The organism is Flavobacterium sp. AED, assembly GCF_000812945.1.
Taxonomy (GTDB): domain Bacteria; phylum Bacteroidota; class Bacteroidia; order Flavobacteriales; family Flavobacteriaceae; genus Flavobacterium.
Window position 1 is genome coordinate 1,969,886 of record NZ_JSYM01000001.1, and the last position, 21,322, is coordinate 1,991,207.

Genomic DNA, 21,322 nt, shown 5'->3' on the forward strand with positions numbered 1-21,322 from the left:
TAAAAAAGATTAACAAGATGAAAAAAGGAATTCACCCAGAAAATTACAGATTAGTTGCATTTAAAGACATGTCAAATGACGAAGTTTTTATTACTAAATCTACTGCAGATACAAGAGAAACATTAACAGTTGATGGTGTTGAATACCCAGTTGTAAAAATGGAGATCTCTAGAACTTCACACCCTTTTTACACAGGTAAATCTAAACTTATTGATACTGCAGGACGTATTGATAAATTCAAAACTAAATACGCTAAACACGTTAAATAATTTTAACTTGTTTTCAAATACAAAAAAGCCTTCCTTTCGGGAGGCTTTTTTATTTTTATCTATTTGAAAACTTTGTAACTTTGGTGTCAATATTATTAAAACGGTAGATTGATGAAATTAATTTTCGAATCAACAAATAACCGAATCAACAAATAAACAATTTTATGAATTACATACTTTTTGACGGTCCTGCCCGAAATGCATTATTACCTTTTACCTTTACACGTCCCGTTGCGGATATTCTTATAGGAATCTTGACCATTCGTCAAAAATGGGAAATGCGTTTGGGATCCACCACTACAACCTTGACAGAGGAGTATTTGTCAGAAAAATTTCCAATGGTAGAACTGGAAGAAAATGTAATGATAAACGCTTCCTTTCTACCTAACGATGTTTTGGCTGAAATGGTTAGTAATTTAGAATCAAATCAGGCTATTTTCAAAGGTGATGAAGTAATTGCTTTTTATACCAATGAAGATCAGGAAGAAGTAGACTTTGATACGTATGAAATTATAGAATATCAAGACGATTGCTTAACGGTGGAACATACTTGGGATATTTTTTCTAAAAATGATGCAGCAATACGAGAGGATTTTGAATTTTTAACCGAAGATAGAAAATCGCAACCCATTCCAAAAAGCGTTAATGTCATTGCGCCGGAAAATATATTTATAGAAGAAGGAGCAAAGTTGGAATTTGTTACCTTGAATGCTTCTTCGGGGCCAATTTATATTGGCAAAGATGCTGAAATTATGGAAGGTGCCGTAATTAGAGGCCCATTTGCCTTGTGCGAAAATGCAACAGTAAAAATGGCAGCTAAGATATATGGAGCAACCACAGTAGGTCCCTATTCCAGAATTGGCGGAGAAGTAAATAACGCTGTTTTATTTAGTTATTCGAATAAAGGACACGATGGGTTTTTAGGAAATTCTGTTCTTGGTGAATGGTGCAATATTGGTGCGGACAGTAATAATTCGAACCTGAAAAACAATTACGAAGAAGTAAAATTGTGGAGTTATGAAACCGAAGGTTTTGCTAAAACAGGACTTCAGTTTTGTGGCTTGATGATGGGGGATCATAGCAAGTGCGGAATTAATACCATGTTCAATACTGGAACGGTAATAGGGGTAAGCGCCAATATTTTTGGAAGCGGATTTCCTCGCAATTTTGTGCCGAGTTTTTCTTGGGGCGGAGCTTCGGGTTTTACCACTTACGTAACCAAAAAAGCTTTTGAAACGGCTCGATTAGTAATGGCTCGAAGAAATGTTGACTTTGATGAAAGAGAAGCTGCAATTTTAGAACATGTTTTTGAGGAAACTAAAAAGTGGAGAAAAGACTAGTTTTTTTATTCTGTCAAATGAAGAGTCTTTTCTTGTTGAATGTGACATATAATAAGAATCCCAATAAAATAAGCTTCTAGTCGAGGCTTATTTTATTGATAGGCATAAATAAGAGAACCGTTTTTTATCAGGTCAATCAGTTTATTTGCATTGCAGTCCGGAACGGAAAAGCATCCCCAGCTGAATTTACTGTACATCCTTTTTGAAGAATGAACCACAATATTTCTTTTCAAAGCATTGGAATTCTTGTCGTTTTCTAAGCCATTTAGCTTTAAAGAATAACCCCACATACCATTATAGGTTTGTAAAGTGACGTAACAGCCTAATGAAGTCGCATTGCTTCCAATAGCATTGCTAAATAAATTAGGAGTTAATCCTGTACCAGAGCCAGAGCCATGATCAACATTACTAGTGAGTAGTATTTTGCTATTTTTCAAATCAATCACATACAGTCTCGCTTCCTCTATTGATTTTGAAAAATCGATTAGGGTTATAATGTCTTTATTTTTGGCTTTAAAACCCCATTTTATTTCTATTTCTTTTGCCTTCTTTACAATTTCTTCGTTGTTTTGGGCTACAATGAAATTAATCGTGCACAAAAGAATTATTGTTAGTGTTTTTTTCATGAACTAGTTTTTAAAATATTTTTCCGAACCTAAATAATTCGGGTTTGTAGTTTCATCATCAGTGTTATTCTCTAAACTATTCTCGCTTTTTTACACTATTTAAGCGATAATTAACATCTTCGGTATTGTTTCTGTTTTATTGTTGTTAAGATTTTAATTTGCTTTAAATACAGTGTCTTTTTTATTATTTAATCGTCTGTATATCAAATACAAAACTATAAAAAAATATTATTATTGTTCGCTGTTTGATTTTTATATTTCATGGATTAAAAACTTAAATTGTTATAAATTATTTCAATTGTCCAATTCCTTATTTAACCTATATTTGCACTTTCAAAAAAATGTTCAATAGCGGATGAAACTTTAAAAAGTTGAACATTAAACTTTAAACAAAAACAATGATTACAGTTAACGATATTTCTGTGCAATTTGGTGGTACTACACTTTTTAGTGATGTCTCTTTTGCTATAAATGAAAATGATAAAATTGCCCTAATGGGTAAAAATGGAGCTGGGAAATCGACGCTTCTTAAAATTATTGCGGGTCAAAGTAAGCCTTCAACCGGTAATATTTCGGCACCAAAAGATGCTGTCGTGGCATATTTGCCTCAGCATTTATTGACTACGGATGGCGCGACAGTGATGGAAGAAACGTCTAAAGCTTTTGGTGAAGTTTTTGGAATGAAAGCAGAAATCGATGAAATCAATGAGCAATTGACGATTCGTACGGATTATGAAAGCGATGCGTATATGAAATTGATCGAAAGAGTTTCGGACTTAAGCGAGAAATTTTATGCAATCGAAGAAATAAATTATGAAGCTGAAGTAGAGAAGATACTAATTGGTTTGGGTTTTGTTCGAGAAGATTTTAGCCGTCAAACTTCTGAATTTTCCGGAGGATGGAGAATGCGAATAGAATTAGCCAAAATTCTTTTGCAAAAACCAGACTTAATTTTACTGGATGAGCCTACCAATCACATGGATATTGAAAGTATTCAATGGCTGGAAGATTTCTTGATTAATTCTGCCAAAGCGGTTGTGGTGATTTCTCACGATAGAGCTTTTGTAGATAATATTACGAATCGTACTATCGAGGTTACAATGGGGCGTATTTATGATTACAAAGCAAAATATTCCCATTATCTTGAATTAAGAAAAGACAGGCGTATGCACCAACAAAAAGCATACGATGAGCAACAACGAATGATTGCTGATAATAGGACTTTTATTGACCGTTTTAAAGGGACGTTTTCTAAAACAGATGCGGTTCAATCCCGCGTTAAGATGTTAGAGAAACTAGTTATTGTTCAGGTTGATGAGGTTGACACTTCGGCATTAAAATTAAAGTTTCCGCCTGCAGTACGTTCCGGACAATATCCTGTGATTGTGAAAGATTTGTCTAAATCGTATGGAGATCATGTAGTTTTTAAAGATGCTAATGTTGTTATCGAAAGAGGAGAGAAAGTGGCCTTTGTAGGGAAAAATGGGGAAGGAAAATCGACGATGATCAAAGCAATCATGAAACAAATTGAGATTGATGGCGGAAGTTTAGAGATCGGTCACAATGCACAAATTGGTTATTTTGCCCAAAACCAAGCTTCTTTATTAAATGAAAACGCCACTATTTTTGAAACTATCGATGATATTGCCGTGGGTGATGTTCGTACTAAAATCAAAGATATTTTAGGGGCTTTCATGTTTCATGGTGATGATGTAACCAAGAAAGTGAAAGTGCTTTCCGGTGGTGAGAAAACCCGTTTGGCAATGATAAAATTATTATTGGAGCCGGTGAATTTATTGATACTGGATGAGCCTTCGAATCACTTGGATATGAAAACTAAAGATATTATTAAAGAGGCGTTGCGTGATTTTGACGGAACATTGATTTTAGTTTCTCACGACAGGGATTTCTTGGACGGATTAGCAACTAAGGTTTTTGAATTTGGAAACAAAAGAGTAGTGGAGCATTTTGAAGATATTGCTGGTTTCTTAGCACATAAGAAAATGGATAGTATGCGAGAGATAGAGAAGAAATAGTATTCAGTTTTCTTTTTCGAAATAAAAAAAGGCATGAATTTAATTATTCATGCTTTTTTTTTGACAATATTGTTCCGTCCTGAAATAACGATACACAAAAGGCAAATTTAAATGTGAGAATATTACACTAAAGCTTTTTTTTATATCTTAGTAATTAAATTCATTTACTGAATGATTTAATTTTAATATAAAAATATGAAAAACAGCACTTTATCTTTCGTCGTTTTACTCGCTTTTATGCTAAGTCTACCCGTGTTTGCACAAACGGATAATGAACCGGAGGCATTAGGGTTGCCAGGAGACAATCTGAATCTGTATGCAGTTTTAGAAGTTTTTCAAAAATCAAAGACATTAGAGGAATTTGAAAAAGCTATAAACGATAAGGAGTCAAATATCAATAATCTGGATTTAGATAATGATAAAAATATTGATTACATAGAAGTAGTTAGCGAAAAAGAGGGTGATTCTCATTCCATAGTGCTTAAAGTAGCAATTAATAATAAAGAGAATCAAGATGTTGCCGTCATTGAAGTTGAAAAAAACAAACAAAATAAAGTTATTGTTCAGATTATTGGGGATGAGGAGCTTTATGGAAAAGATTACATAATAGAACCTACTGAAACCGAAACGCTTTCAGGAACAGTGAACCCAGGATATAAAAGTAATGAAACGGTAATCATCAATAATAACACAACAAATAATTATTCTACAACAAATAACAATGCAAGTAATGTTAGTTCTGTTAGTGCTTGGCCAGTAGTCTTGTTTTTATTTTCCCCTGTATATGTAGTGTATAGATCGCCTTGGTATTGGGGGTATTATCCACCTTATTGGAGACCGTGGGCTCCTATATATTATTATAATTATTGGGGTTTTCATAATCATTATTATAGAAATCATTACTATCATAGAACTGTGATTATAAGAAACCCAGGTCGTTATGGTTATTATAATTCAAGAAGAAATAGTTCAACTTTAGTGAGACAGAATAGAAATAACGGTAATTATAAAGGTACTTATAATGGAAGAGATTATAAAAGACCAGTGTCGCCAGTTGTTCGTCCTATTTCGCCTATGACTAGACCAGCAGTTCGTCCTGTAAGGCCTGTAAATAGGCCAAGCCGTCCTACTACTCCAACTAGACCGATTACACGTCCGGCTGCACCAACTACTAGACCTGTAACTAGGCCGGCAACTCGTCCGTCAATACCTGTTGCTAGAGCAACTAGACAAGCTATGCCGAGTAGAACAAGGAATTGATGAAAGGTTTGTTTTCTAACTCATAAAAAAAACGAGACATTGTCAATAAACAGTGTCTCGTTTTTTTATAAGCGTATTCCTGGAGGAAGTAACTCTTTATAAACAGGATTTTTTTTGAAAAATACCACTATTTTAGGAAGGATAGGAACAACTTTAAATTTTCGTTCGATTGCAATTCCCATGATGTTTTTTAGAAAATTAGAAATAAACTCTTCGTCATCGAATGATTCGGGGATATTGATTTTTGTCAAAAATATTTTTTTCTCCTGAAACGAATATTCGACAGAAACCAGTCCTTCTTTCACTTCGGTTTCAAATTGTCTTGCAAAAGTATTGTCTTTGATTTCCATAGTGATTGCTGCTTCCATACTAATTTAACTGTGATTCATTGGTACTTCTACCAAAAGTATTTTTGATTGGGTTATAATCTTGATTTCAAATTGATCGAAATCAGTTATTCCCATGGCATCTCTTGCCTTCAAAATTTGGTTGTTGACTTCTATTTCGCCTTCAATTAAAAATAAATAAACTCCGTTTTGAGGAATTTTAACTTCGTATGTCGTAGTGGTGTTGCTATCGAAAATACCTAAATAAAAAAAGGTTTTCTGGTAAACCCAAAGCGCATTTCCGTCATTACTGTCTTTTGGCGAAACAATATTTACAAAGGTATTGATTTGATTTTCAATATCAAATGATTTCTGGTCGTATCTTGGTGTAACTTCTTCTTTGTCAGGGAATACCCATAACTGTAATGTTTTAGCATTGTCTTTTTGACTGGCATTCATTTCAGAATGTTCCACTCCGGTTCCGGCACTCATTACTTGGACTTCTCCAAAACGAATTACACCTTCATTTCCCATACTGTCCTTATGCATCAATCCACCTTCAAGTGGTATGGTGATGATTTCCATGTTGGCATGACCGTGCGTACCAAAGCCTGTTCCTCCTGCAATCGTGTCGTCATTTAAAACGCGTAACATTCCAAATTGTACCCGTTCCGGATTGTGATAATTTCCAAACGAAAAGGAGAAATTAGCTTTAAGCCAACCAAAATCTGCTTTGCCTCTTGTGTCCGATTTAAATAGTTGTGTAGTCATAAATTATTGATAATATAAAGTGGTAATTCGGGTGGTTTCCGATAAAAAAATTATTTTTATACAAAATTCGCCATAAAAAACGAAATGCTGTTATAAAATCGTTAAAACAATTATGAGTAAAATACCAGTTTATTTAATGCCGGGATTAGCGGCCAGTACTGCAATTTTTGAACGGATTGCACTTCCGTCAGATGTCTTTGAGATACATTTATTAGAATGGGAAATCCCAATGGATAATGAATCTTTAACGGATTATGCAAAACGAATTGCCGAGAAAATCCAATATAAGAACCCTGTTTTAATTGGAGTTTCCTTTGGTGGTATTTTAGTTCAGGAAATGTCAAAATATATTGATGCCCGTAAAGTGATTATCATTTCGAGTGTGAGAAGTAATTTGGAATTTCCACGCAGATTAAAAATTGCCAAGACCACTAAAGCCTATAAACTGATTCCTATGAATCTTATTTTGAATATGGAAAGTCTGGCTAAATTTTCCTTTGGGGAAAAAGTAAATCAAAGGCTTAAATTGTATGAAAAATTTCTTTCGGTTCGGGATATTCGTTATTTGAATTGGGCAGTTGAACAAGTTATTCTTTGGAAGAGAACGGTTATAGATGAAAACGTGATTCATATTCATGGCGATATGGATGATGTTTTTCCAATAAAAAATATCAAGAATTGTTTCGTTGTTAAAGGAGGAACGCACATTATGATTTTGAATAAATACAAATGGTTGAATGAAAATTTGCCCAAAATAATTTTGGAATAATATCAATAAAAAAGGGTCAAATAATACACATTTGACCCTTTTTCGATAATTGTAAAAAATTATATTTTCTTCATTTGTTCTTTCATCATGGTAATTTGATCTTTCAACATATTCTGTTTGTCTAATTTTTTAGCTTCATTCAATAGGGAAGTAGCTTCTAATTTTCGGCGACGGGTCATAGCAACTCCGGCTAAATTCAATTTGGCTACAGCCAAATCCATATCCATTGATAATCCTAACTCGATTGCTTTTTTGAAATATTTCTCTGCTTGATTGATATTCGTTTGCGAAAGCATGATTCCGTGTAAGTAATTAAAATATCCTTGTTGTTTTTGTACTAAAGCAGTTTCAGGATTTTTGATGTAAGCCAACCACTTTTTAGCTCCTTCAAAATCCTGTTTTCTTAGTTTTAAGAAGGCAAGTAAGATGAATTCGTTTTTGAAGTAAAGAAAAATAGGAATTGCACTCAATAAAATAAGGAATATTCCGTTCCCGATATTTCCTTCTGTAAATTGCCAAATGCCAGTAGCTATAATAAGTCCAGCGATAATAAGTTTAATATTTCTGTGAAACATAGTGTGTTTATTTTAAGATCACAAATATAGTAAAAGGAATTGAAAATATTTTTACAAAACTGCTTGTGAGAAAAAAAAGTCTTTGTATATTTGCACTCGGTTTTAGAATAACAGTTATTCGAAATTAGGAAGACATATAAATAAGATTTTAAAGATACAAAGCAATGAGCAAAAGAACGTTTCAACCATCGAAAAGAAAAAGAAGAAATAAGCACGGATTTATGGACAGAATGGCTTCTGCTAATGGAAGAAAAGTTCTTGCGCGTAGAAGAGCTAAAGGAAGACATAAATTGACTGTTTCTTGTGAACCAAGACACAAAAAATAATGTTTTTATAAACATACATAAGGCGTTACTTTTTTTAGTATCGCCTTTTTTTATACCTTGTCGTTAAAAATGTTAAGTTTTAATGCTAAGGGGTTAAAGTTGAGTAACTTTGAACTTTGAAAAAAATAACTACACAACACAATACTACCATACAATGCCAAAAGATACATCCATAAAATCAGTTTTAATAATAGGTTCAGGTCCAATTGTTATTGGTCAAGCATGCGAATTTGATTATGCAGGTTCACAATCTGCACGTTCTATTCGTGAAGAAGGAATTGAAGTGATTCTTATCAACTCGAATCCTGCTACGATTATGACCGACCCAAGTATGGCTGATCATGTTTACTTGAAACCATTAACGACCAAATCCATTATTGAAATACTTAAAGCACATCCTCAAATCGATGCCGTTTTACCTACTATGGGTGGACAAACCGCTTTGAACTTGTGTCTGGAAGCTGATGAAAAAGGAATTTGGCAGGATTTTGGAGTAAAATTGATCGGGGTTGATGTCAATGCCATTAATATTACCGAAGACAGAGAGCAGTTTAAACAATTGCTTGAAAGAATTGGAATTCCTGCTGCACCTGCAAAAACAGCGACTTCTTACCTTGAAGGAAAAGAAATTGCACAAGAATTTGGTTTCCCGTTAGTAATTCGTCCTTCCTTTACTTTAGGTGGAACCGGAGCTGCTATTGTCTATAAAAAAGAAGATTTTGACGAACTTTTAACCAGAGGTTTAGAAGCATCGCCAATTCACGAAGTTTTAATTGATAAAGCTTTAATGGGTTGGAAAGAATACGAATTGGAACTTTTGAGAGATAAAAACGATAATGTTGTGATTATCTGTTCTATCGAAAATATGGATCCAATGGGAATTCATACCGGAGATTCCATCACGGTTGCGCCTGCAATGACATTATCTGACACGACTTTCCAAAAAATGCGTGACATGGCAATCTTAATGATGCGCAGCATCGGAAATTTTGCTGGAGGTTGTAACGTGCAGTTTGCCGTTTCGCCTGACGATAAAGAAGACATTGTAGCGATTGAAATCAATCCTCGTGTGTCTCGTTCATCCGCTTTGGCATCAAAAGCAACGGGTTATCCTATTGCAAAAATTGCTTCCAAACTGGCTTTGGGTTACAATTTAGATGAATTGCAAAATCAAATTACCAAATCAACTTCGGCTTTATTCGAACCAACTTTGGATTATGTGATTGTGAAAATTCCACGTTGGAACTTTGATAAATTCGAAGGAGCCGACAGAACGTTAGGACTTCAAATGAAATCCGTTGGTGAGGTAATGGGAATTGGACGTTCGTTCCAAGAAGCATTGCACAAAGCGACTCAATCATTGGAAATCAAAAGAAATGGTTTAGGTGCTGACGGAAAAGGGTATAAAAACTACGAACAAATTATCGAGAAACTGACTTTTGCGAGTTGGGATCGTGTTTTTGTGATTTATGATGCTATCGCGATGGGAATTCCATTGAGCCGCATTCATGAAATCACTAAAATCGATATGTGGTTCTTGAAACAATATGAAGAACTTTATACACTAGAAAAAGAAATTTCTAACTATAAAGTAGAATCTTTACCAAGAGAATTGTTGCTTGAAGCGAAACAAAAAGGTTTTGCCGACAGACAAATCGCACACATGATGAGTTGTTTAGAAAGCCAAGTGCATACGCTGCGTACTACAATGAACATCAACCGTGTATTCAAACTGGTTGATACTTGTGCTGCCGAGTTCAAAGCAAAAACGCCTTACTATTACTCGACTTTTGAAGCCGAAATTGAAAAAGCGGACGGAACTCGTTATGTAGACAACGAAAGTATTGTTACGGATAAAAAGAAAATAATTGTTCTTGGGTCAGGCCCAAATAGAATTGGACAAGGAATCGAATTTGATTATTCTTGTGTTCACGGGGTGCTTGCCGCCAAAGAATGTGGATACGAAACCATCATGATCAACTGTAATCCAGAAACGGTTTCGACTGATTTTGATACAGCGGATAAATTGTATTTCGAACCGGTTTTCTGGGAACATATCTACGATATTATTCAACATGAGAAACCAGAAGGTGTAATCGTACAATTAGGTGGACAAACTGCCTTGAAATTGGCCGAAAAGCTTTCTAAATACGGTATAAAAATCTTGGGAACTAGTTTTGATGCTTTGGATTTAGCCGAAGACAGAGGACGTTTCTCAGAACTTTTAACGGATTTAAAAATTCCTTTCCCACAGTTTGGAATTGCAGAAACAGCAGACGAAGCTTCTGCTTTGGCTGATACTTTAGACTTTCCATTATTGATTCGTCCTTCTTATGTGTTGGGTGGTCAGGGAATGAAAATTGTAATCAACAAACAAGAATTAGAAGAACACGTTATCAATTTATTGAAAACGATTCCAGGAAATAAATTGCTTTTAGATCATTATTTGGCTGGTGCTATTGAAGCCGAAGCTGATGCGATTTGCGATGGGGAGAATGTGTACATCATAGGGATTATGGAGCACATCGAACCTTGCGGAGTACACTCAGGAGATAGTAACGCCACTTTGCCACCGTTTAACTTAGGTGAATTTGTGATGCAACAAATAAAAGACCATACCAAAAATATTGCGTTGGCTTTGAGAACGGTTGGTTTAATCAACATTCAGTTTGCGATAAAAGATGATATCGTTTACATCATTGAAGCGAATCCTAGAGCGTCTCGTACGGTTCCATTTATTGCGAAAGCATACGGAGAACCTTATGTGAACTATGCGACTAAAGTAATGTTAGGTCACAATAAAGTAACCGACTTTAATTTCAACCCACAGTTGAAAGGATATGCTATTAAGCAACCAGTTTTCTCTTTCAGTAAATTCCATAATGTGAATAAAGCATTAGGACCGGAAATGAAATCAACAGGAGAAAGCATCTTGTTTATTGATGACTTGAAAGACGATCAATTCTACGAATTGTACTCCAGAAGAAAAATGTATTTGAGTAAATAAAAACTTGAATTTATTGATATTGAAAAGCCCCAATTTAGATTGGGGCTTTTTTTATGGGATAGTTTTGTGTTCTAAGCAATATTCTCCAATCCACCGGGAAACGGTCTATAGGCATAATAATGCAAGACTTCTTCAATGGCTATTTTTAAAGCTTCGTTTATGGGGAGTAAAGTAATGGCTAGCCTATTGTCAATTTGTGAAAGTTGCATGTAATAATCCGAAAAAATGGGCACGTATAATCCTTTGCTAATGGCTTCTTCAGTATCCTTGTAGTTTTGTTGTTGTTCTTCTTTGATTATTTTGCAAGTGGCCAATCGCAGTTTGCCATATTTATCTCTGCTGGCGGCATACCCAAAAAGCCTGCAAATCAATCCGCGATAGCGATAATTGCTACAGCTTCCGTTGCTGCGGTCCAAGACAGCAAGCGGTCGGTATAAATGACAGTTGCTATTGGATTTATTATTCAATTCCACTAACATTTCTTCAGCTTTACCGTTTAAAAACAGATATAATGCCCAAGGTAAAAACTCTAAGGGAGAAGCAACGATGTCTGGTGTAGAACAGCATTTGCCACAGCCAGTACGACAATGTAAATTAGTTTCTGATTGGAAAGCACTAATTTCATTTTCAAGACGGTCGAATAATTCTTCAACCAGCCGAACCTTATGTTCTATAGACATTGATTTTTGTGTAAGGTAGTCTATTAAAAAGGGGTAACTGTATAATTAAGTTTTTCTTATCGTTTATAATTTATAAGGTTGGTTTTCAATTGCAAAGCTATAAAAGAGGAAGCAAGTGTTTTTTTTCGGATGGAGACAAATCAGTCTTCTCTTAAAAATTCAAATACTTCATCATTCTGAATGATAGTTACTTTGCTGCAATGAGACAAGTATGAAAAGGAATAAGGCTTTCTGATATTGAAGAATCCACTGCCGCCTAGCCTGAATTTTCCGTTGCATTCTGGAATACCTGCTGATGAATATCGGTTTATTAAGTATCCTTCGTCAATTGGTTTCAACCAAAACCAACCTCCTGCGACTTCGCCACCCAACCATTGACTGTCTTTGGGGATATTTTCGGGTCTTGTTGGTGCCGGTAGTGTGCCTTTTACGTTTTCTTTGGTATATACTGTATTGGAGTGATGGTGCTGTCTTTTTGGATTATCAGCAGCAATTTCCGGTATAATGATTTTATTCGAAAGACAGTTAATATTGGTTATGGGCATGGGTTTGAGACGCCATAAATAGCGCAGTTTAAAACGGTATTTTAGCTCAGGGGTTCCCGCCAAAATTCCGTTTCTCACAAATCGGCAACAATTGATTCCATTAATTACAAATGGACCAAAAGGAATCGCTTCTTTATTTTGCAGTTCTTTAATCTTGGATCTGGAAGACTCAATATTTACAGGACAATAGGATGCATATAACGGTCCCATGCCAAAAGTAGTTTCATTGTTTTGTATTTCATTCAAGAGTTCTTTTATATTCGTTATTTTATTATTGAAGAAGTTGGCCTTTGTATGAATTTCAAGATTTGCATCTGTAGTAACATCCCGAATTCGTCCATGCTGATACGGAGCATGGTATCTTCCACAATCAAAATAAGAACAATTGCCCGAGGCAAAGTCTACCAATATTAATGATGCATGACCTACTTTATATTGAAAATTTTTGTTATGGCCCAACCAGCGCATTGGCATATCATACCAGGAACCGGGCTGTTTGCCAATAAATTCAGGCCACGCAATTGCGATTGTCATTCCGTTATGTTTAGCCATTTTAAAACGTTTTGAGGTTATTCAAGTTTTTTATCTTCCGGCATTGTTCCAAAAATAATGTCCCAAAGAGGAAATGTAAGACCAAAAGCTACCGTTTCATTTTTGTAATGGTGCAGAAGATGGTGTTTCCATAGATAACGAAAAAAGTTTTTGGGAGGTTTGGTCGTATGTATGAAATAATGTAAAGACAGATAGTACGAATACCCCATTAAAAAACCCGGAAAAAATATAAACACATACTTGCCAATAATAAGCCAGAAAACAAATATAAATAAGCCGGCGAGTGGTATGGATACAGGAAGAGGTAAAACCAATCGTTGTTTGTCCTGGGGAGTAGTATGATGCATTCCATGAATCTTGAATATCAATTTCTTAGGATTTTTATATTCTGCCGAATGATAAATAAATCGGTGTATTAAATATTCGGCAAGTGTATAAACAAAGGTTCCCGAAAAAAATAAAGCTATATAGCCAAGTATCGATAGCTTTATTTTGATTATACCAAAGAGGAGTATGCTTAGCGATATAAGTGCTAAAGTAGCGATTACAAACAAAGCATTGGTTTTTGTAAGACTTTCCAAAATTGGATTTTCAAAAAGGCGTATGGATTCCTTTGAGTTTTTCATATTTGTTTGTTTTTAATGCTTCCAAGGCTGTAAAATTGAAAATATTCAATGCTTTGATTTTGTCGATAAGAGTTATGAAATAATTTTCATTCTCCTTGGTTTTTCTCAAAATCTACCATCCAGTTTACTCCAAATTTATCAGTAAATGTCCCGAAATAGCCTCCCCAAAAAGCATCTTCCATTGGCATTCCTATTTTCCCACCCGCTGAAAGTGCATTAAACAGTTTGTCAGCTTCTTCTTTACTTTCGGCATTGATAGCAAGCGAAAAATTATTTCCGTAAACAGTTTTAGCGCCAAATGATTCGAAGCTGTCACTTCCTGATATAGCAGTTTCTTTACTGATGGGTAAGGAAATGTGCATTATTTTTTCGGCTTCTCCGGGAGGACAGGTTTTGCCCTCTTGCATGGGCATATCTTTAAATCTTCCAAAATAGGAGAATTCACCTCCAAACACTGATTTGTAAAAATTAAAAGCTTCTTCGCAATTCCCATTATAGGTGATATACGTATTTACTGTTGCCATAGTACTTGTATTTAAATGTTAGATTGTTTGTTTTTTTATTGATTATATAGTTTTAAAAGATGAATAAGCGAGCATTAAAAAGTGATTTTTACAGATAGTCCCGGTTGTGAATTTAGAACTAACGAACCTTGCATGGGGCTGAAAACGGGTTGGTTACTTAAAGAAATAGTTGCCGCTTTTCGAGCATTATTTCCTGACATTATAAAAAAAGGAATGCTTCCCAAACCAGAAACAACACCTCCCAACATAATAAAACCATAGGTATCTGTTGTTGAATTAGAACTACTATACCAGCTATCGCTAAAACCAATTACCCCCACTACAGTCATAAGAGTTCCGCCTGAAAGTAAAATCCAACCAGTGGTTTTTTGGTTTTTACTTTTCTTCAAGTAATATTTTTTAGAAAATTCATTATTTGGTATTGTCTGGCTAAATGCATTTACCGTAAAAAGTAAAAGCATTAGAACAGTAATTGTCTTTTTCATGATAGTGCGTTTTTTGCCTACTCTTTCAATATGCAGTTTTGGCTTAGCTGTTTTTATATTTAAGTAAAAAGATATTTAGGATAATTTTAAATCAAAAGACGATGATAAATGACTGTAATTATTGGAAAGGATAGGTCAAGTTTTTACATTCTTACTCGTCTTTTTTTGTCAAATATCTTTTGTACCAGACAATAGCTAAATCAGCTACTTCCTGTAATTTTCCTGGCTCTTCGAATAAATGGGTCGCTCCCGGAATTATTTTCATTTCTTTTATGGATCCCAATTCATCATAAGCCATTTTATTCATACCAATAACCGGAACATCTTCACCGCCTACAATTAGTAGTGTAGGAGCGGTTACTAATGGTAATTCGGTTATGGCTAAATCAGGGCGACCGCCTCTCGAAACTACTGCTTTTATTTTGTTTCCAAAATGAGCTGCAGCCCGCAATGCTGATGCAGCTCCGGTGCTTGCTCCAAAGTAGCCTATGGGTACATCTTTTGCGCCTTTATTGGACATAAGCCATAATGTAGTTTCTATTAGTCGGATGGATAATAAGTCGATATTAAACCGGTTTTCGTAAATGCGATCTTCTTCTTCAGTTAGTAAGTCAAACAGGAATGTGCCTATTTTTTGTTGCTGAATCAGTTCTGCGACCATTCTGTTTCGGGAACTGAATCTACTGCTGCCGCTTCCGTGTGAAAAAACAATAATCCCAATTGCATTTTCAGGAATTACTAAATCCCCTTTCAACGTGACAGATGACAAAGGGATGTCCAAATCTAATTTCTCCATAATTGATTTTTTTAAAAATAAACAATAGTAGATTTGTAATGCTATTCAATAGGGCTTGCAACATTCAATATTTTAACTACTTCCTCATCTTCGACTTGATCGAATTCTTGGTAAAATCCTCCAACTCCTCTAAAAGATTTTGAAGCAATCAGATAGATAAACTCATCTGTATTTCTTTCAAATATGGGTACATTATTATATGGCAATACAGGAACAGCTACGATAATTTTTGCGGGTTTTTGTTTTCGCAACATTTTTATACTGGCAAGCAAGGTATTTCCTGTTGCTATACCATCATCTACTAAAATTACGTTTTTGCCTTTTATATCCATTGGCTCTCTATTACCCATGTAGAGTTGGTATTTCTCTTTTAATAATTTTCGAAGACGAGTAATTTCTTCATCTATATATACATTGGAAACACCAGGATGCTCATCAATAATCATAGAATCCAGGGATACGGCACCTATAGCAAACTCCTTATTATAAGGATGTCCAATTTTTTTTGAAAGTACAATGTCTAAGGGGAGATGCAATTTTTTTGCTATTTCATGACCAACGGGAACACCGCCTCTGGGAACTGCAAGAATGATTGAATTGCTATTCTGATACGTTTTCAATTTTTCAGCTAGCAATAATCCCGCTTCAATCCGGTCTTTTAATATCTCGTTATACATAACATACCGTTTTATATAAAAAAAGAAAATTTAACATAAAGGTACTGATTTTCAGTTACTTTGATTTATTTTGATAAATTTATTTTATCCTTTTTCAAAATATTTCATAGCTTAAATAGAAAGAAATCAATTTAGACTGAATTTTATAGTTTAAAAAGATAGGGTATGAAATTATTTCCAATCAAATTAAAAGGTGGATTTAAAAGACAAAAGGACATCGTTTTTATAAAAGGATTTTTGCTATTTTTACTTCTTACCTAATGAAGAAAAAATGGCATTGCTAAAAAACATAAATGTAAAGGCTAAGGCGGATAAGAATACTGGTTTTGGAACTAATGCGAATAGTTATGGAGGACGTTTTGTAAATAAAAATGGAACTGCAAACGTAGAGAAGAAAGGCATGCATATTTTGCATCGGATTAGTTGGTATCATACCATGATTAATATGCCACGATGGAAATTTATGCTGATTCTTTTACTGTTTTATGTTGGTATGAATTTTTTATTCGCATTTGTTTATTATCTCATTGGAATTGAACATTTGGATGGGATTGATGCCTCCGGGTCGGATTGGGTACAATTTGGACAGGCATATTTCTTTAGTGCACAAACTTTCACTACAGTTGGTTATGGACATATTAGTCCCACCGGTTTTATGACCAGTTTAGTTTCGGCTGCTGAAGCCTTAATTGGTTTGTTGAGTTTTGCTATTGCTACGGGTTTATTCTTTGGGAGATTTAGTAAACCTACTGCATTTTTGAAGTTTTCTCAAAATGCCTTGATTGCACCTTATGGAGAAATAAAAGGTTTAATGATTAGAACTACCCCTTTTAAAAATACTAATTTCACTGATGCTGAAGCCAAAATGACTCTTGGAATGAGCATTGAAGAAAATGGTGTAACGACTAATAATTTCTATTCTTTGGAATTAGAATTGGATAGAATAAATGCTTTAACCTTAAGCTGGACTTTGGTTCACCCAATAACTGAAAATAGCCCACTTTATAATTTTACGGAAGCTGATTTTAAAAATACTCATGGAGAAATTCTTGTTTTCATCAAAACCTTTGATGATATGTTCAGTAATACGGTTGCAATCAGAACTTCATATACCTTTAATGAAGTAGTCTATGGAGCAAAGTTTGAACCGATGTACGCCCGAAGTACCGATAATTCTAAAACGATTCTAAATTTAGATAAATTGGATGCTTTTGAGAACGTCACTTTAGAATAAAACAATAGTTTTCTCATTATTTCAAATTTATAGGAAAATTTATTTTACATTTGTTTATTAAATTTAGACAAATGATGAACAATATAAAAAGTGTGTTTAGTATAAAAGATCTTGAAAATCTTTCTGGAATAAAAGCACATACCATACGAATTTGGGAGAAAAGATATGACATATTGCAGCCCATGCGTACGGATACAAATATTCGACTATACGATTTGGCTAGTTTACAGAAGCTTTTGAATATTACTTTGTTGCATGATTATGGGTATAAAATATCCAAAATTGCGACTTATCCCCAAGAAAAAATTCCGTCTCTTGTAAGAGAAATTATTTCGACAAAAAACGCCAAAAACCATGCCATCAGTGCCTTTAAGATGGCAATGATGAACTTTGATCAAGAGCTTTTTTTTAATACTTATAATTGGTTAATCGCCGAAAAATCGTTCAAAGAAATCTTTCATCAAGTTTTTATTCCTTTGATGAATGAACTCGGATTGTTGTGGCAGTCTGATACGATTACGCCGGCGCACGAGCATTTTGTAAGTTATTTGATTAAGCAAAAACTATTGGTAAATACTGAAAAATTGCAGGTTTTGAAACAAACCAAATTCGATAAGGTATTTGTTTTGTCACTTCCTTTGAATGAAATACATGAATTGGGATTGATGTATTTGAATTATGAAATCCTTTTGAATGGATATAAAACGATTTACTTGGGAGAGAGTATGCCTATTGAAAATTTGAAAGATTTGAAAAAACATTTTAATTCCATTGTTTTTGTATCCTATATGACCGTTCAGCCTGAGAGAGATTCCATAAATGACTACGTGGCCAAAATGAACCATGCATTGGTAGACGATAATACCGAGTTATGGCTTACCGGTAGATTGGTCGAATTTATTAATAAGGAAGAACTTTCTGATAAAATATCAATTTTCGATTCCATTTCTGAATTAATAGACCGAATTTAATTTTTTGTTTAATATTTTTGTATATTTGTTAAACAAATGAAGAAAAAAATTACAATTATAGGTTCGGGATTTTCAGCTTTGGCAGCATCCTGTTATTTGGTAAAAAGTGGTCATGAAGTTACTGTTTTTGAAAAAAACGCCACTATTGGCGGCAGGGCAAGACAATTAAAAAGAGAGGGATTTACATTTGACATGGGGCCAAGCTGGTATTGGATGCCGGATGTATTTGAACGCTTTTTTGCCGATTTTGATAAAAAAACAACGGATTATTATGAACTCGTAAAATTATCTCCAGCGTATCGAGTGTACTATGGCATAGATGATTTTATCACTATAGCTGATAATTTAACGGATATTATATTTGCTTTCGAAGCCATTGAAAAAGGAAGCGGTAAAATACTAAATGAATTTATGGCCGAGGCCAAAAGCAATTATGACATTGCCATCAAAGATTTAGTGTACCGTCCTGGAGTTTCACCATTGGAATTGGTAACTAAGGAAACCGCTTTGAAAGTGGGACAGTTTTTTAGTAACATCAGTAAAGACGTACGTAAGAAATTTAAGAACGAGCGTTTAATTCAAATATTGGAATTTCCAGTATTGTTTCTTGGAGCAAAACCATCTGATACGCCATCGTTTTATAGTTTTATGAATTATGCTGATTTTGGTCTTGGAACTTGGCATCCTAAAACTGGAATGTTCGATGTAGTTCGCGCTATAGAAAGTTTAGCAAGAGAATTAGGAGTTACGTTTCACACGAATTCAAATATTGAAAAAATAATCGTTGAGAATAAAACGGCAAAAGCGATAGTTGTGAATGGCGAAACGATTGCGTCCGATTTGATTTTGAGTGGAGCTGATTACCATCATACGGAAACATTACTGGATAAGGAACATCGAGCGTATTCTGAGAAATATTGGGACAGTCGTGTTTTTGCGCCTTCGTCATTGTTATTTTACGTTGGGTTTGATAAAAAAATAGAAAACATATCGCATCACGCATTATTTTTTGATGTTGATTTTTATCAACATGCAAAGGATATTTATGATGAACCGCAATGGCCACAAGAACCTTTATTCTATGCAAACTTTCCTTCGTTGACTGATAGAACGGCTGCACCTGAAGGAATGGAATCAGGATTTTTTCTCGTTCCGTTAGCACCGGGAATCACTGATACCGAAGAATTACGCGAAGAATATTTCAATAAAATAATGGATCGTTTTGAAATTTTAACGAAACAAAGCGTGAAAAATAACATTATATTTAAGCAGTCGTTCTGTAAAAATGATTTTGTCTCAGAATACAATTCCTATAAAGGAAATGCCTATGGAATGGCGAACACTTTATTACAAACCGCGTTTTTAAGACCGAAATTAAAAAGTAAAAAAGTAAAAAATCTATATTTCACGGGACAATTAACCGTTCCCGGACCGGGTGTTCCGCCCGCATTAATCTCAGGAAAACTAGTGTCAGAGTTAATAAATAAGCAATTTTTAGAACAATAGCCATGAAGCAATTATTCGATGAGGTATCTTTCAAATGCAGTAAATTAGTTACTAAGAACTATAGTACTTCATTTTCATTGGCGGTATACATGCTTTCGCCAATCATTAGGGATGCGATATACAGCATTTATGGTTTTGTTCGTTTTGCCGATGAAATTGTAGATTCATTTCACGGTTTCGATAAAGAAAATTTGATTAATGATTTCGAAAAAGAATATTATAAATCGTATAATTCTGGGATAAGTCTCAACCCAATTTTGAATTCTTTTCAGCATACGGTTAAGAAATACAACATTACTGATGACTTGATTCAGGCTTTTTTGAAAAGTATGAAATTAGATTTAGTGAAATCAGATTACAACAGCAAAGCCGAATATGAAGAATACATTTACGGCTCTGCAGATGTAGTTGGATTGATGTGTCTTAAAGTTTTTGTAGCCGGAAAAGACCATAAATACGAGCAGTTGAAAGACGAAGCCATGCGATTGGGTTCTGCTTTCCAAAAAGTTAATTTTTTGAGAGATTTGAAGGATGATAATTTAGTTTTGAACCGAAATTATTTTCCGGGAGTCGATTTGAATTCATTCGATGAAAATGCCAAGAAAATGATCATAAAGGAAATTCAAGAAGATTTTAATGTGGCGTATCAAGGAATTCTGAAACTGCCTATTGAAGCTAAATTTGGAGTTTACACCGCATTTGTATATTATAAAAAACTCTTGAAAAAACTAGAAAATACGCCTTGTCATGAAATTGGGAATGCCAGAATTCGAGTTTCTAATTATACCAAAGCAGGACTATTAGCGCAATCTTTTGTAACGTATAAGTTGAAATTAGTATAAACAGTGCTTACTTTTAAAACGTATATTTTAAATAAAAAAAATAATGATTTCTTTTTTAATCTTTTTGGCTGTTTTCCTTTTCATGGAATGTGTGACTTGGCTGACGCATAAGTATGTAATGCACGGTTTGATGTGGTATTTTCATGCCGATCATCACCAACCCAAATACGCGAATGTTTTCGAACGAAACGATGTTTTTTTTGTGATTTTTGCCATTCCCAGCATCGTTCTTTTTTACTATGGCGTAGAAGGGGGAATGAATTATCTGTTTTTCATTGGACTCGGAATCACATTTTACGGATTCTGTTATTTCATGATTCACGATGTCTTGATTCACCAGCGATTTAAGTGGTTCAAAAACACCAATAACAAGTATTTAATAGGCTTGCGCAAAGCACATAAAATGCATCACAAACATTTGGGTAAGGAGCACGGTGAGTGTTTCGGAATGTTATTTGTGCCTTTCAAATACTATAAAATCTAATAATTCCATTTGGGCGTGACCCGATGAAAAATCGGGTCGGGCTGTACGTTCCCGCTTTTTTATAGCTGGCAAAAAAGCCATCTATAAAAAGAGCT

At 34.5% G+C, this 21,322-nt stretch carries 23 protein-coding genes; 12 read left to right on the plus strand and 11 right to left on the minus strand.

Annotation, left to right across the window (positions count from 1 at the left end):
* The first annotated feature begins 17 nt into the window (after window positions 1–17).
* Together OA85_RS08680 and OA85_RS08685 are read left to right on the plus strand one after the other, a co-directional pair.
* Window positions 18–269: a type B 50S ribosomal protein L31 gene (locus OA85_RS08680; protein ID WP_039109118.1), complete on the plus strand. Its 252-nt coding sequence runs from the start codon at window positions 18–20 to the stop codon at window positions 267–269.
* A 164-nt stretch (window positions 270–433) separates the two neighbouring features.
* Window positions 434–1,609, plus strand: coding sequence for a GlmU family protein (locus OA85_RS08685; RefSeq protein WP_039109119.1), 1,176 nt, complete (start codon window positions 434–436; stop codon window positions 1,607–1,609).
* 92 nt (window positions 1,610–1,701) lie between these two features.
* Here OA85_RS08685 and OA85_RS08690 read toward each other — a convergent pair whose 3' ends face one another.
* Entirely contained in the window at window positions 1,702–2,235 is a 534-nt protein-coding gene (locus tag OA85_RS08690; protein WP_052257172.1) for a murein L,D-transpeptidase catalytic domain family protein, read from the minus strand.
* 398 nt (window positions 2,236–2,633) lie between these two features.
* On the opposite strand from OA85_RS08690, the gene OA85_RS08695 reads away from it, so the two are divergent.
* Both OA85_RS08695 and OA85_RS08700 read left to right on the plus strand, forming a co-directional pair.
* A complete protein-coding gene (locus tag OA85_RS08695) occupies window positions 2,634–4,271 on the plus strand; it encodes an ABC-F family ATP-binding cassette domain-containing protein (protein ID WP_039109120.1) in 1,638 nt (545 codons plus the stop codon).
* A gap of 195 nt (window positions 4,272–4,466) precedes the next feature.
* Complete coding sequence (locus OA85_RS08700; protein WP_052257173.1) at window positions 4,467–5,531, plus strand: hypothetical protein; 1,065 nt, start codon at window positions 4,467–4,469, stop codon at window positions 5,529–5,531.
* 65 nt (window positions 5,532–5,596) lie between these two features.
* On the opposite strand, the gene OA85_RS08705 is transcribed toward OA85_RS08700, so the two are convergent.
* Together OA85_RS08705 and OA85_RS08710 are read right to left on the minus strand one after the other, a co-directional pair.
* Window positions 5,597–5,881 carry a GNAT family N-acetyltransferase gene (locus tag OA85_RS08705; RefSeq protein WP_039109473.1) on the minus strand — a complete coding sequence of 95 codons (285 nt, stop codon included), beginning with the start codon at window positions 5,879–5,881 and terminating at the stop codon, window positions 5,597–5,599.
* Window positions 5,882–5,905: 24 nt separating this feature from the next.
* Window positions 5,906–6,628 carry a pirin family protein gene (locus OA85_RS08710; protein ID WP_039109121.1) on the minus strand — a complete coding sequence of 241 codons (723 nt, stop codon included), beginning with the start codon at window positions 6,626–6,628 and terminating at the stop codon, window positions 5,906–5,908.
* 112 nt (window positions 6,629–6,740) lie between these two features.
* On the opposite strand from OA85_RS08710, the gene OA85_RS08715 reads away from it, so the two are divergent.
* Window positions 6,741–7,397 (plus strand): alpha/beta hydrolase, encoded by a 657-nt coding sequence (locus OA85_RS08715; protein WP_039109122.1) that lies wholly within the window; start codon window positions 6,741–6,743, stop codon window positions 7,395–7,397.
* 59 nt (window positions 7,398–7,456) lie between these two features.
* Here OA85_RS08715 and OA85_RS08720 read toward each other — a convergent pair whose 3' ends face one another.
* Complete coding sequence (locus OA85_RS08720) at window positions 7,457–7,972, minus strand: hypothetical protein (protein ID WP_039109123.1); 516 nt, start codon at window positions 7,970–7,972, stop codon at window positions 7,457–7,459.
* Between the two features lie 164 nt (window positions 7,973–8,136).
* Here OA85_RS08720 and rpmH point away from each other — a divergent pair, with 164 nt between their 5' ends.
* Both rpmH and carB read left to right on the plus strand, forming a co-directional pair.
* Entirely contained in the window at window positions 8,137–8,298 is a 162-nt protein-coding gene (gene rpmH, locus OA85_RS08725) for a 50S ribosomal protein L34 (RefSeq protein WP_007136275.1), read from the plus strand.
* Between the two features lie 154 nt (window positions 8,299–8,452).
* Window positions 8,453–11,305, plus strand: a complete 2,853-nt coding sequence (gene carB, locus OA85_RS08730) for a carbamoyl-phosphate synthase large subunit (protein ID WP_039109124.1) — start codon at window positions 8,453–8,455, stop codon at window positions 11,303–11,305.
* A gap of 71 nt (window positions 11,306–11,376) precedes the next feature.
* Here the strand turns inward: carB and OA85_RS08735 are convergent, their stop codons facing one another.
* From OA85_RS08735 to OA85_RS08765, 7 genes are all read right to left on the minus strand, one after another.
* Complete coding sequence (locus OA85_RS08735) at window positions 11,377–11,985, minus strand: YkgJ family cysteine cluster protein (RefSeq protein WP_039109125.1); 609 nt, start codon at window positions 11,983–11,985, stop codon at window positions 11,377–11,379.
* A gap of 140 nt (window positions 11,986–12,125) precedes the next feature.
* A complete protein-coding gene (locus OA85_RS08740) occupies window positions 12,126–13,082 on the minus strand; it encodes a DUF6695 family protein (protein ID WP_039109126.1) in 957 nt (318 codons plus the stop codon).
* Window positions 13,083–13,099: 17 nt separating this feature from the next.
* On the minus strand, window positions 13,100–13,708 hold the full coding sequence (locus OA85_RS08745) for a sterol desaturase family protein (RefSeq protein ID WP_039109127.1): 609 nt from the start codon (window positions 13,706–13,708) through the stop codon (window positions 13,100–13,102).
* Between the two features lie 86 nt (window positions 13,709–13,794).
* Window positions 13,795–14,232 carry a VOC family protein gene (locus OA85_RS08750; protein WP_039109128.1) on the minus strand — a complete coding sequence of 146 codons (438 nt, stop codon included), beginning with the start codon at window positions 14,230–14,232 and terminating at the stop codon, window positions 13,795–13,797.
* Between the two features lie 74 nt (window positions 14,233–14,306).
* Window positions 14,307–14,717: a hypothetical protein gene (locus OA85_RS08755; protein WP_039109129.1), complete on the minus strand. Its 411-nt coding sequence runs from the start codon at window positions 14,715–14,717 to the stop codon at window positions 14,307–14,309.
* 151 nt (window positions 14,718–14,868) lie between these two features.
* Window positions 14,869–15,513, minus strand: coding sequence for a dienelactone hydrolase family protein (locus tag OA85_RS08760; protein WP_052257174.1), 645 nt, complete (start codon window positions 15,511–15,513; stop codon window positions 14,869–14,871).
* A gap of 41 nt (window positions 15,514–15,554) precedes the next feature.
* Window positions 15,555–16,190: a phosphoribosyltransferase gene (locus tag OA85_RS08765; protein WP_039109130.1), complete on the minus strand. Its 636-nt coding sequence runs from the start codon at window positions 16,188–16,190 to the stop codon at window positions 15,555–15,557.
* 271 nt (window positions 16,191–16,461) lie between these two features.
* Here OA85_RS08765 and OA85_RS08770 point away from each other — a divergent pair, with 271 nt between their 5' ends.
* From OA85_RS08770 to OA85_RS08790, 5 genes are all read left to right on the plus strand, one after another.
* The gene (locus OA85_RS08770; RefSeq protein WP_039109131.1) at window positions 16,462–17,424 is read left to right on the plus strand and encodes an ion channel; all 963 of its coding nucleotides are present in this window, start codon (window positions 16,462–16,464) and stop codon (window positions 17,422–17,424) included.
* A 74-nt stretch (window positions 17,425–17,498) separates the two neighbouring features.
* Window positions 17,499–18,395 carry a MerR family transcriptional regulator gene (locus tag OA85_RS08775; protein WP_039109132.1) on the plus strand — a complete coding sequence of 299 codons (897 nt, stop codon included), beginning with the start codon at window positions 17,499–17,501 and terminating at the stop codon, window positions 18,393–18,395.
* 36 nt (window positions 18,396–18,431) lie between these two features.
* Window positions 18,432–19,901, plus strand: a complete 1,470-nt coding sequence (locus tag OA85_RS08780) for an NAD(P)/FAD-dependent oxidoreductase (RefSeq protein ID WP_039109133.1) — start codon at window positions 18,432–18,434, stop codon at window positions 19,899–19,901.
* Between the two features lie 2 nt (window positions 19,902–19,903).
* On the plus strand, window positions 19,904–20,743 hold the full coding sequence (locus tag OA85_RS08785; protein WP_039109134.1) for a phytoene/squalene synthase family protein: 840 nt from the start codon (window positions 19,904–19,906) through the stop codon (window positions 20,741–20,743).
* Between the two features lie 43 nt (window positions 20,744–20,786).
* Window positions 20,787–21,227, plus strand: coding sequence for a sterol desaturase family protein (locus tag OA85_RS08790; protein ID WP_039109135.1), 441 nt, complete (start codon window positions 20,787–20,789; stop codon window positions 21,225–21,227).
* Window positions 21,228–21,322: the final 95 nt, after the last annotated feature.

Coding starts and splice junctions, on each gene's coding strand:
- OA85_RS08735 (WP_039109125.1), bottom strand. CDS start 11,985: ATGTCTATAGAACATAAGGTTCGGCTGGTTGAAGAATTATTCGACCGT.
- OA85_RS08705 (WP_039109473.1), bottom strand. CDS start 5,881: ATGGAAATCAAAGACAATACTTTTGCAAGACAATTTGAAACCGAAGTG.
- OA85_RS08715 (WP_039109122.1), top strand. CDS start 6,741: ATGAGTAAAATACCAGTTTATTTAATGCCGGGATTAGCGGCCAGTACT.
- OA85_RS08780 (WP_039109133.1), top strand. CDS start 18,432: ATGAAGAAAAAAATTACAATTATAGGTTCGGGATTTTCAGCTTTGGCA.
- OA85_RS08760 (WP_052257174.1), bottom strand. CDS start 15,513: ATGGAGAAATTAGATTTGGACATCCCTTTGTCATCTGTCACGTTGAAA.
- OA85_RS08685 (WP_039109119.1), top strand. CDS start 434: ATGAATTACATACTTTTTGACGGTCCTGCCCGAAATGCATTATTACCT.
- OA85_RS08695 (WP_039109120.1), top strand. CDS start 2,634: ATGATTACAGTTAACGATATTTCTGTGCAATTTGGTGGTACTACACTT.
- OA85_RS08680 (WP_039109118.1), top strand. CDS start 18: ATGAAAAAAGGAATTCACCCAGAAAATTACAGATTAGTTGCATTTAAA.
- OA85_RS08790 (WP_039109135.1), top strand. CDS start 20,787: ATGATTTCTTTTTTAATCTTTTTGGCTGTTTTCCTTTTCATGGAATGT.
- OA85_RS08710 (WP_039109121.1), bottom strand. CDS start 6,628: ATGACTACACAACTATTTAAATCGGACACAAGAGGCAAAGCAGATTTT.
- OA85_RS08775 (WP_039109132.1), top strand. CDS start 17,499: ATGAACAATATAAAAAGTGTGTTTAGTATAAAAGATCTTGAAAATCTT.
- OA85_RS08750 (WP_039109128.1), bottom strand. CDS start 14,232: ATGGCAACAGTAAATACGTATATCACCTATAATGGGAATTGCGAAGAA.
- OA85_RS08785 (WP_039109134.1), top strand. CDS start 19,904: ATGAAGCAATTATTCGATGAGGTATCTTTCAAATGCAGTAAATTAGTT.
- OA85_RS08700 (WP_052257173.1), top strand. CDS start 4,467: ATGAAAAACAGCACTTTATCTTTCGTCGTTTTACTCGCTTTTATGCTA.
- rpmH (WP_007136275.1), top strand. CDS start 8,137: ATGAGCAAAAGAACGTTTCAACCATCGAAAAGAAAAAGAAGAAATAAG.
- OA85_RS08740 (WP_039109126.1), bottom strand. CDS start 13,082: ATGGCTAAACATAACGGAATGACAATCGCAATTGCGTGGCCTGAATTT.
- OA85_RS08770 (WP_039109131.1), top strand. CDS start 16,462: ATGGCATTGCTAAAAAACATAAATGTAAAGGCTAAGGCGGATAAGAAT.
- carB (WP_039109124.1), top strand. CDS start 8,453: ATGCCAAAAGATACATCCATAAAATCAGTTTTAATAATAGGTTCAGGT.
- OA85_RS08755 (WP_039109129.1), bottom strand. CDS start 14,717: ATGAAAAAGACAATTACTGTTCTAATGCTTTTACTTTTTACGGTAAAT.
- OA85_RS08720 (WP_039109123.1), bottom strand. CDS start 7,972: ATGTTTCACAGAAATATTAAACTTATTATCGCTGGACTTATTATAGCT.
- OA85_RS08745 (WP_039109127.1), bottom strand. CDS start 13,708: ATGAAAAACTCAAAGGAATCCATACGCCTTTTTGAAAATCCAATTTTG.
- OA85_RS08765 (WP_039109130.1), bottom strand. CDS start 16,190: ATGTATAACGAGATATTAAAAGACCGGATTGAAGCGGGATTATTGCTA.
- OA85_RS08690 (WP_052257172.1), bottom strand. CDS start 2,235: ATGAAAAAAACACTAACAATAATTCTTTTGTGCACGATTAATTTCATT.